This window comes from Marinitenerispora sediminis, from assembly GCF_003336425.1.
In the GTDB taxonomy this organism is placed as follows: Bacteria; Actinomycetota; Actinomycetes; order Streptosporangiales; family Streptosporangiaceae; genus Marinitenerispora; species Marinitenerispora sediminis.
On sequence record NZ_QEIO01000175.1, the window covers coordinates 1 to 9,712 of the forward strand.

Genomic DNA, 9,712 nt, shown 5'->3' on the forward strand with positions numbered 1-9,712 from the left:
GACCAGTAGGGCGCGTACGCCGGCGTGCCCGCCGCCCGGGCGCCGCCCACCCCGACCGGCCGCAGGAACGCCGCCGCCCGGGCTCCTCCGCCGTCGCCGTCGGCGGGGGTCGCCACCCACGCCACCGACCCGCCCGGCGCGCTCGACGCCAGCACCCGCGGCGCTCCGGGCACCCCGGTGCCCTTGGCCACGGCCGCGGTGAAGCGGTCCCGCGCCGCGGGGTCCGCGGCCGCGCCGTGGCTGAGGACGGCCACGCTCACCTGGCGGCCGTCGGCGTCGCGCGCCAGGTACACCACACCCTCGGGGCTCTCACTCACCCGCTCGCTCAGCCGGAACGCCCCCAGCTGGCGCGGATCGCAGTCCTGCAGCGGACCAGACACCTGAAAACCGCGGCCCTTCCCTCACGACGAACCACACACGCCCGCTCCACGGCGCCGCGCCCGCTCCACGGTAGGTGGCCCGCGGAACGGGTAGTCTCGCCGTTGCGTACCCATCAACGTACCCGGCGCGGCCGGCCGCCGGGCGCCGCGGCGCATGGAGGAGTGGATCGATGTCCGACGCCGACGCACACGGCGAGCACACCGGCGCGCAGCAGGCGGGTGGCCCCGACACAGCCGAGGCCACCCGCCTGCTGCGCGCCGCCCTGCACGAGGTCAGCACCGTCATCGTCGGCCAGGACCAGATGGTGGAGCGCATGCTCGTCGCCCTCATCGCCAAGGGGCACTGCCTGCTGGAGGGCGTCCCGGGCGTGGCGAAGACGCTGGCCGTGTCCACGCTGGCCAAGGTCACCGGCGGCACCTTCCACCGGATCCAGTTCACGCCCGACCTCGTGCCCTCCGACATCGTCGGCACCCGCATCTACCACCCCTCCACCGAGAAGTTCGACGTCGAGCTCGGCCCGGTCTTCGCCAACTTCATCCTCGCCGACGAGATCAACCGCGCCCCCGCGAAGGTGCAGTCGTCGCTGCTGGAGGTGATGGCCGAGAAGCAGGTGTCGCTGGCCGGCACCACGTACCGGCTGCCCGACCCGTTCATCGTGATCGCCACCCAGAACCCGGTGGAGTCCGAGGGCGTCTACCCGCTCCCGGAGGCGCAGCGCGACCGCTTCCTCATGAAGGTCATGGTCCCGCACCCGCGCGCGCACGAGGAGATGGAGATCCTGCGGCGCATGAGCGCCCGCCCGCCCGAGGCCAGCCAGGTGCTGGACCCGGTCACGCTCCAGGAGCTGCAGGCGGAGGCCGAGGGCATCCACGTGCACCAGCTCATCGCCGACTACGTCGTCCGGCTGGTGATGGCCACCCGCGAGCCCGAGTCCTACGGCCTGCCGGACCTGCGCCGCGTCCTGGAGATCGGTGCGAGCCCGCGCGCCACACTCGGGCTGGTGGCGGCCGCGCGCGCCCTCGCGCTCATCCGCGGCCGCGACTACGTGCTCCCCGACGACGTGCGCCTGCTGGCGCGCGACGTCATGGCGCACCGCCTGGTACTCACCTTCGACGCCCTGGCCGACGGCGTCACGACCACGCAGATCGTCGACCGGGTGCTGGCCACCGTGCCGCCGCCGCGCGTCATCTGGGACGAACCGCCGGCCGCCGAGTCCGCCGCGGTCCTGACCTCCCGGTAGCGCCATGGGCCAGCCAGCCGGACCCGTCCCCATCGACCCGCGCCGCCACGCCGCGCTGCGCCGCCTCGACCTGCGCGTCGTCCGGCGCCTGGACGGGCTGCTGCACGGCGAGCACCTGGGCCTGCGGCTGGGGCCGGGCAGCGAGCCGGCCGAGGCCCGCGTCTACCAGCCCGGCGAGGACGACGTCCGGCGCATGGACTGGTCGGTCACCGCGCGCACGGCCACGCCGCACGTCCGCGACCTCGTCGCCGACCGCGAGCTGGAGAGCTGGACGCTGCTCGACCTGTCGGCCAGCATGGACTTCGGCACTGGGCAGGCCGAGAAGCGCGACGTCGCCATCGGGGCGCTCGCCGCGGTCAACGTCCTCACCCAGCGGGTCGGCGACCGCTTCGGCGCGCACTTCCTGCACCGCGGCCGCATCCGGCGCTGGCCGGCGCGCTCGGGCAAGGCCGCGCTGTTCGCGCTGCTGTCCACCGTCGGCGCGGCGCCCCGCACCCCAACCGGCGAGCCCGTCGGCGGCGTGGGCCTCGCCGACGCCCTCACCGACCTCGCGCGCACCCGTCCCCGGCGGGGCCTGCGCGTGGTGGTGTCCGACTTCCTGGACCCCGTGCCGCGGCTGGACGCCGCCGTGCCCGCGTCGTGGGAGCGTCCGCTGCGCCAGCTCAACACCCGTCACCAGGCGCTCGCGATCGAGGTGGTGGATCCCCGGGAACTCGACCTGCCCGGCATAGGATTGGTGACGATGCAGGATCTGGAGACCGGACGCGTCCGCGAGGTGCACCTGTCCCCCAAGGTCCAGCGGCGCTACGCCGAGGCCGCGCGCGCCCAGCGGGAGGCCGTCCGGGCGAGTCTGCGCCGGTGCGGGGTGCCGCACCTGGTGCTGCGCACCGACCGCGACTGGATCGTGGACCTCGCCCGTTTCGTGATAGAACAGCGCCGCACCGCCCACCGCCTCGCCCGGCACACCCCGGCGGTGCCCCGATGACGCCCCGACGATCCGGCGCAACGACAAGGAGAACCGGGTGACCTTCCTGTCCGCCGGACGGCTGTGGCTGCTCGTCCTGGCCGCCGCCCTCGTCGCCGCCTACGTCCTGCTGCAGAGACGGCGGCGGGGTTACGCGCTGCGCTTCACCAACCTCGCACTGCTCGACCAGGTCGCGCCGCAGCGCCCCGGCTGGCGGCGGCACGTCACCGCGGTCCTCTTCATCACCACCGTCGTCATCCTGATCGGCGCGTTCGCCCGGCCGGCGATGCCCGTCCAGGTGCCGCGCGAGCGCGCGACCATCATCGTCGCCATCGACGTGTCGCCGTCCATGGCCGCCAGCGACGTCTCGCCAGACCGGCTCACCGCGGCCAAGGAGTCCGCGCAGCGCTTCGTCGAGTCGCTGCCCGACCGGTTCAACGTCGGCCTGGTCGCGTTCTCCTCGGCCGCCGCCGTGGTCTCCTCCCCGACCCACGACCACCAGGCGGTCACCGACTCCATCGAGAACCTGCAGATCGCGCCCGGGACCGCCATCGGCGAGGGCGTCTTCACGTCGCTGCAGTCCATCCAGTCCTTCGACGCCGACGCCCAGGAGGACCCGCCGCCCTCGGCTGTCGTGCTGCTCTCGGACGGCGAGAACACCAGCGGCCGCCCGGTGACCGCGGCGGTGGACGCCGCCGCCGGCGCCGACGTGCCCGTCTCCACCATCGCCTTCGGCACCGGCGCCTCCATCATCGAGATCAACGGCCAGTACGTGGAGGCCAACATCGACAAGGCGGCGCTGGAGAACCTCGCCAACGGCACCGGGGGCCACTTCTACGAGGCCGAGTCCGAGGCGGAGCTGACCGACGTCTACGACGACATCGGCTCGTCGCTGGGCACCGAGACCGTGCACGAGGAGGTCGTGCCGCTCTTCGTGGGCATCGCGCTGCTGTTCGCGGCCGCCACCGCCGTCACCTCGCTCGTCTGGTTCCAGCGCCTGCCGTGACAGGCCGGGCGCGGCCCGCGCCGGCCGGTCCGCGCCGTCGCCGGGGCGGCAACCTCCCTGAAACGAGCACTGAGATCTTGGCCACACCCGCGCGACGGGCGGAGCCCCCGTGCCATAGGGCCCGTCAGGTGGACCGCACCCCCCGCGACCACGGGAAACCCTGAACCCGATGCCCGTGATCCGCCCGTTGCCCGCTACCGTGGACCCGTTTGTCCTGTCATCCCACGCAACACGACGGAAACAAGGAACAATGCCGGAACATACCTCGACCCCCGCGGTCATCTTCTTCGACCTCGACGACACCCTCCTCGACGAGCACGCGGCCAGCTCGGCCGGCCTGCGCACGCTCATGGAGCGCCTGGGGCACCCCGACTTCAACGCGGCCCGCCGGCTGTGGGACGTCCAGACCGATATCTCCTTCGGCAACTACATCGCCGGCCGCCTGACCCTCACCGAGCAGCGCCGCGAGCGGGTGCGCGCCCTCGCCACCCAGGCCGGGCACAGCTGGGTCAGCGAGGAGCACTGCGACGAGCTCTTCCAGCGCTACCTCGAATCCCACCGCTCCGCCTGGCGGTCCTTCCACGACGTGGTCCCCGCCCTCACCCAGCTGGCCTCCGCGGGCATCGGACTCGGCGTGATCACCAACGGCATCGAGGCGCTGCAGCGCGAGAAGCTCTCCACCCTGGAGATCACCCGCCACTTCTCCACCATCGTGTGCGCCGACACCGCCGGCGTCGGCAAGCCCGACCCCCGGGTCTTCCACATCGCCTGCCAGCAGCTCGGCGTCGCCCCGAACCAGTGCTGGCACATCGGCGACCAGCTGCGCGCCGACGCCCTCGGCGCGATCTCCGCGGGCCTGCGCCCCGTGCTGCTGGACCGCCACCACCGCTACGCCGGCGAACCCACCGACATCGCCACGATCCACAGCCTGGAGGAGGTCCACAAGCTGCTCGGCCCCAGCAGCACGGCCGCCGCGGCGGGCCTGCTGTGAGCCGGCCGGCGGCCTCCCGCCGCGCCCGCCGGGTCACCGCGCACCTCCTGCCCCGCACGAGTGCGGGTGCCATCGCCGTCACCGGCGGCGATGGCACCTGGAGCGTGCCCGGGGCGCGCGTGGCCTTCGGCCAGGACCCCGCCGACGCGGCCCGCGCCGCGGCCCGCCTCTCCCCCGAGATCCCGCTGCGGCCGGTCGACTGCCGCACGGAGTTCGCCACCCTCCCCGGCCCCGACGGCCCGGTGGAGCTGCACATCGACCGCATGTACTACACCGCGCCGGCCGCCGGCGCGGCGGACGGCGCGCTCGCCCCGGCCGAGGCCCTCGCGCTGCCGGCCCGGCCCAGCGCGCCCGAGCTGCTCCCCGCCGCCCCCGCGCACCCGCGGCCCCGGCTGGAGCGCGTGGCGGCCTACGGAGTCGTCACCGACGCCGCCGACCGCGTCCTGCTGTCCTTGATCGCGCCCGGATACCCGGGGGCCGGCACCTGGCACCTGCCGGGAGGCGGTGTCGACCACGGCGAGACCGTCCGCGCGGCGCTGGCCCGCGAGGTCGTCGAGGAGACCGGGCAGCGCGGCGCGGTGGGCGAGCTCATCACCATCGCCAACCACCACCGGACCGGCGAGATCGGACCGGAGAGCGACGACACGGAGATCCACGCCGTCTGGGTGTTCTTCCACGTGTTCGTCGCCGAGCCCACGCGGCCGCGCGTCACCGAGACCGCCGGCTCGACCATCGACACCGCGTGGTTCACCCGCGCTGAGGTGGCCGCCCTCCCGCTCTCGGCCACCGCCCTGCGTGGTTTCGCCGCCCTCACCGGCACCGCGGCCGGCTGACCCCGGGGCGCACCCGGGCCCGGGCACGTCTGCGGCCGGTCCGCGGGACCGGCCGGACCGCCCGTGCCGCCAGAGCGGGCGCGGCGCGCACCGCGTGGGCGTCAGGGACGCCGGGCGGCCGTCGGCGGCCGCGCCGCGGGGCCGCTCACCCCGTGTTGACCCGGGCCAGGCCGCGGCGCGCCAGCCACACCAGTACGCCGGCGCCGACCATCGCCGCGCCCCCGAGCACCAGCGGCAGCGGCAGGCTCAGCGCGAGCACCACGCACCCGGCCAGCCCGACCACCGGCACCAGCAGCGGCGGACGGCCCTCACGCGGGCCCAGCCGCAGCGCCGAGGCGTTGGCGACCGCGTAGTACACCAGGACCCCGAACGCCGAGAACCCCACCGCGGCGCGCACGTCGAGCACCAGCACCAGCACGGCCACCACCGCGCCGACCGCCAGCGCCGCCCGGTGCGGCACCCCGTGGCGCGGGTGCAGACCCGTCAGCGCCCGCGGCAGGTGGCCGTCCTGCGCCAGCGCCAGGACCGTCCGCGACACCCCGAGCGACAGGGAGAGCAGCGCCCCGAGGCAGGCCAGCGCCGCGCCGGCCGCCACGAGCGGCGTCAGCTGCGGCCAGCCCGCCGCCGCGACCGCGTCCGCGAGCGGCGCCGTGCTCGCCGCCAGGGCGCGCGGCCCCAGTACCGCCAGGACCGTGCCGCACACCAGCAGGTACACCGCCAGCGCCACAGCCACCGCGATGCCGATCGCCCGGGGGATCGTCCGCCGCGGGTCCCGCACCTCGCCGCCCAGCGTGGCGACGCGCGCGTATCCGGCGAACGCGAAGAACAGCATCCCCGCCGCGCCGAGCACCCCGAAGAATCCCGGCCACGAGCCGAAATCCAGCACCCCCCGGAGGTCCGCCGCCTCGCTGCGGCCGGTCACGCCGACCACCGCGGCGAGCACGGCGAGCACCGCCACGAGCAGCGCCCGGGTCACCCGGGCGGACGCCCGCGCCCCGCGGCAGTTGACCAGCGTGACCACGGCCACGGCCGCCAGTGCCACCGGCCGCTCCAGTCCGGGCAGTACGTAGGCCGCGAACGTCAGCGCCATCAGCGCGCACGAGGCCACCTTGCCGACCACGAACGACCAGCCCGCCAGGTAGCCCCACAGCGGGCCGAGCCGCTCCCGGCCGTAGACGTAGGCGCCTCCCGACTCCGGGTGCCGCGCCGCGAGCCGCGCCGTGGAGGTCGCGTTGCAGTACGCCACCACCGCGGCCACCAGCAGCGCCACCGGCAGCCACGCGCCGGCCTCCCGCGCCGCCGGAGCGAACACCGCGAACACCCCGGCGCCGACCATGGCGCCCAGGCCGATCACCACGGCGTCCCCCGTGCCCAGCACGCGCGCGGGCCGCCCATCCGATCCAGAAGAGGAGGTCATGGCCCCAGAGTCTGCCGCACGAGGGTCACACGGCAGTCAAGGCCGGGGGAACGGCCGGAGTCGGCCGGGCCCGGCGGCGGGGCGGCCCTCCGCCCGGCCGCCCCGTACCGTTCACTCGGCTCACCCTCGCCACATCACCCCCGTCGACTCCGTGATGTCCTCGGCCGCCACCTGGCGCAGCCTCCGCGCGAGGTCCGCCAGCGCCCGGGACACCGCGAGTTCGTCGCCGATCTCCGGGACGTCGATGTCCGTCGGGTTCTTTCTGGCCATGCCGTGCCCGCGGACGTTCGTCTCGCCGTCGATCGTCAGTCCCGCCTCGGCCCACGTCCGCGCCGATTCCTCGTCCGTCTCCTCTGAGAGGAGGATGTCCACCGTCCATCGCTTCATGCAGTGCACCTGACTCACCCCCGCGCCCGCGGCGGCACGCCCGCCGCGGGCACCGTCTCATGTCGCCGCCGCCCGGTCGCGCCGGGTCTCCACGTGGGCGTCCGCACCCGGGTAGACCAGCGCCTCGTGGCCGTCGTCGCTCCAACGGACCCGGTACGGCGGTGCTCCGTCACCGGTCGCCTCGATCACGACGGCCGTGCGCCGCCGCGTCTCGGCACGTGTGGTCTCCACCACCAGCAGGTCTCCGACTCGTGCTCTCATCGGCCCTCCCCCATCAGCCGATCCGGCTCGCGGTACATGACCATCCTCCGTCCGCGGCGCGGCCACCGCAATGCCCGGCGGCGACCAAAGCCGCAGGTCCGGCGGGGTTTTCGGCGGAACGCTCCGCCGCCGGGGCCAGACCGACGACGCGGGCGCGCTGGACGGTGCACCGCGCGGTGGAGGAGGCCGGGGGCCGGTGCGCGCGGCGCCCCCGGGGGCTTCCGAGGGCGTCGCGTCCGCGTCTGGGGGACGGTGTCCTGGGTTCGGCTCGGCCGGGGCGTGCACGCGGCCACCGGGCGGATGCCGGCGGATGCCGGACCGGCAGGCGCGGCCGCGGAGCGGGCCCTACCAGGGCGCGGTTTCCGACGCGGGTGGCCGCTGCTGGCGTGCGGAGCGTGTCGTCCGCCTGGTCCGCACGCCCGTCCTGAGCCGCGAAGGCCCTGGGAGGGGGAATGCGCTCGTCCGCCCGGTGTGCGGCGGGGGACGGCACGGGCACCCCGGCCGGTCCCGGCGAAGCAGGGGCGGCCGTCCGGAGGTCGCGGGACCCGCCGGGCCCGGGCCGCCACGAGCACCGTGCAATCCCCCGGGCAGGGCATCAGCGGTGGGTCTCCTAGCCCAGGCCCGCGACGAGCGAGCGGCCCCCGTCCAGCGTCAGGACCTGGCCGGTCACCCACGCGGCGTCGTCGGAGGCGAGGTAGGCGACCGCCGCCGCGACGTCCTCCGGCCGGCCGATGCGCCGCAGCGGGTAGCCGGCCGCGACCTCCTCCTCGTGCTCCGCGTACAGCGCCTCGGCGAACCGGGTCCGCACGACCGCCGGCGCGACCGCGTTCACCCGGACCCCGGGCGCCAGCTCGGCGGCCAGCTGCCGCGTCAGGTTGATGAGCGCCGCCTTGCTCGCCCCGTAGACCCCGATCCCGGGGGAGGCGTGCGTGCCGGCCATCGACGCCACGTTCACGACGGCGCCGCCGTTGGCGGCCGTCCACGCCCGGTGCACGGCGCCCACCCACCCGGCCGCGGCGATGACGTTGACCTCGAACACCTTCGCCATCGCCGCCGGGTCGGCGTCGAGCACCGGCCCGAAGACCGGGTTGACGCCGGTGTTGTTGACGAGCACGTCGATCCGGCCGAACGCCTCGACCGCCCGCGCGACCGCCTCCTCCCGGTGGGCGGGGTCGTGGGCCCGTCCGGCCACGCCCAGCGCGTGCTCGGCTCCGCCCAGCTCGGCGACCGCCTCCTCCAGCGGTCCGGGGGTCCGCGCGGTCACCGCGACCCTGCCGCCCTCGGCCACGATCCGCCGCGCGACCGCCAGGCCGATCCCCCGGCTCGCCCCGGTGACCACGGCCACCCTGCCCTCGAAACGCCGCACGGGCCGGTCTCCCCTCTCGTGCTTGTCCTCGGCGCCGCCGGGCGGTCCGGGCCGGGCGGCGGCGCCCCAACTGTACCGACCGGCCGGTCCGGCACCGGGGGCCGGCTCCCGGTGGCGCGCGGCGCGCTCCCGCTGCTGGTAGCGTCACCGCGTGGCGCAGCACTACTTCGACTCCGATCCGGGGGCCGCGAGCCGGCCGCAGACGGTCGACCTCGTCCTGCCCGATCTGCACCTGCGGCTCGGCACCGACCGCGGCGTGTTCTCCCCCGACCGGATCGACCTGGGCACCCGCGTCCTCCTGGAGGCGGTCCCCGCCCCGCCCGCCGAGGGGCGCCTGCTCGACATCGGCTGCGGCTACGGCCCGATCAGCCTGACCATGGCCGCGCGGGCGCCGCGCGCCGAGGTGCTCGGGGTCGACGTCAACGCCCGCGCGGTCCGCCTCGCCCGGGCCAACGCCCGGGCCAACGCCCGGGCCAACGGCGTCGGCAACGCCCGGTTCCGCCAGGTCGAACCCGACGGCACCCCCGCGGCTGAGGCGCCCGGCGCCGAGGTGCCCGCCGACGACGCGCTCGCCGGCCCGTTCGCCGCCATCTGGTCCAACCCGCCCATCCGCGTCGGCAAGCCCGTGCTGCATGCGCTGCTGCGGACCTGGCTGGGCCGGCTCGCCCCCGGCGGCGACGCCCACCTCGTGGTGCAGAAGAACCTCGGCGCCGACTCCCTGCAGCGGTGGCTGGACGCCGCGGGCCACCCCACCGAGCGCGTCGCGTCGCGGGCGGGGTTCCGCGTCCTGCGCACCTCGCGATGACCCGGGTCACTCCACTACCCAGAAGCAGCACCTGCCGGTAGTCTGATGAGCGGCCCCACCC

Annotated in this window: 10 protein-coding genes and 1 pseudogene; 6 read left to right on the forward strand and 5 right to left on the reverse strand. The window is 75.7% G+C overall.

The window, feature by feature from the left end:
- Positions 1-380: pseudogene (locus tag DEF28_RS23400) on the reverse strand (hypothetical protein); the annotation flags it as partial.
- A 170-nt stretch (positions 381-550) separates the two neighbouring features.
- Here DEF28_RS23400 and DEF28_RS23405 point away from each other — a divergent pair.
- The 5 genes from DEF28_RS23405 to DEF28_RS23425 all read left to right on the forward strand — a co-directional run bounded on the left by DEF28_RS23405 (position 551) and on the right by DEF28_RS23425 (position 5,415).
- A complete protein-coding gene (locus DEF28_RS23405; RefSeq protein WP_114433225.1) occupies positions 551-1,621 on the forward strand; it encodes an AAA family ATPase in 1,071 nt (356 codons plus the stop codon).
- A 4-nt stretch (positions 1,622-1,625) separates the two neighbouring features.
- On the forward strand, positions 1,626-2,606 hold the full coding sequence (locus DEF28_RS23410; protein WP_114399482.1) for a DUF58 domain-containing protein: 981 nt from the start codon (positions 1,626-1,628) through the stop codon (positions 2,604-2,606).
- Positions 2,607-2,643: 37 nt separating this feature from the next.
- A complete protein-coding gene (locus DEF28_RS23415; protein ID WP_114399483.1) occupies positions 2,644-3,591 on the forward strand; it encodes a VWA domain-containing protein in 948 nt (315 codons plus the stop codon).
- 250 nt (positions 3,592-3,841) lie between these two features.
- Complete coding sequence (locus DEF28_RS23420) at positions 3,842-4,582, forward strand: HAD family hydrolase (protein WP_114399484.1); 741 nt, start codon at positions 3,842-3,844, stop codon at positions 4,580-4,582.
- A complete protein-coding gene (locus DEF28_RS23425) occupies positions 4,579-5,415 on the forward strand; it encodes an NUDIX hydrolase (RefSeq protein WP_114399485.1) in 837 nt (278 codons plus the stop codon). Before DEF28_RS23420 ends, DEF28_RS23425 begins: the two co-directional genes overlap by 4 nt.
- Before the next feature lie 145 nt (positions 5,416-5,560).
- Here DEF28_RS23425 and DEF28_RS23430 read toward each other — a convergent pair whose 3' ends face one another.
- The 4 genes from DEF28_RS23430 to DEF28_RS23440 form a co-directional block, all read right to left on the reverse strand.
- Entirely contained in the window at positions 5,561-6,832 is a 1,272-nt protein-coding gene (locus tag DEF28_RS23430) for an APC family permease (protein ID WP_114399486.1), read from the reverse strand.
- Positions 6,833-6,952: 120 nt separating this feature from the next.
- Complete coding sequence (locus tag DEF28_RS29010; RefSeq protein WP_309485837.1) at positions 6,953-7,219, reverse strand: DUF1876 domain-containing protein; 267 nt, start codon at positions 7,217-7,219, stop codon at positions 6,953-6,955.
- A 57-nt stretch (positions 7,220-7,276) separates the two neighbouring features.
- A complete protein-coding gene (locus DEF28_RS29015) occupies positions 7,277-7,480 on the reverse strand; it encodes a DUF1918 domain-containing protein (RefSeq protein WP_114433223.1) in 204 nt (67 codons plus the stop codon).
- Positions 7,481-8,090: 610 nt separating this feature from the next.
- Positions 8,091-8,846, reverse strand: a complete 756-nt coding sequence (locus tag DEF28_RS23440; protein WP_114399487.1) for an SDR family oxidoreductase — start codon at positions 8,844-8,846, stop codon at positions 8,091-8,093.
- 151 nt (positions 8,847-8,997) lie between these two features.
- Here DEF28_RS23440 and DEF28_RS23445 point away from each other — a divergent pair, with 151 nt between their 5' ends.
- Positions 8,998-9,651: a class I SAM-dependent methyltransferase gene (locus tag DEF28_RS23445; protein WP_114399488.1), complete on the forward strand. Its 654-nt coding sequence runs from the start codon at positions 8,998-9,000 to the stop codon at positions 9,649-9,651.
- Positions 9,652-9,712 lie beyond the last annotated feature (61 nt).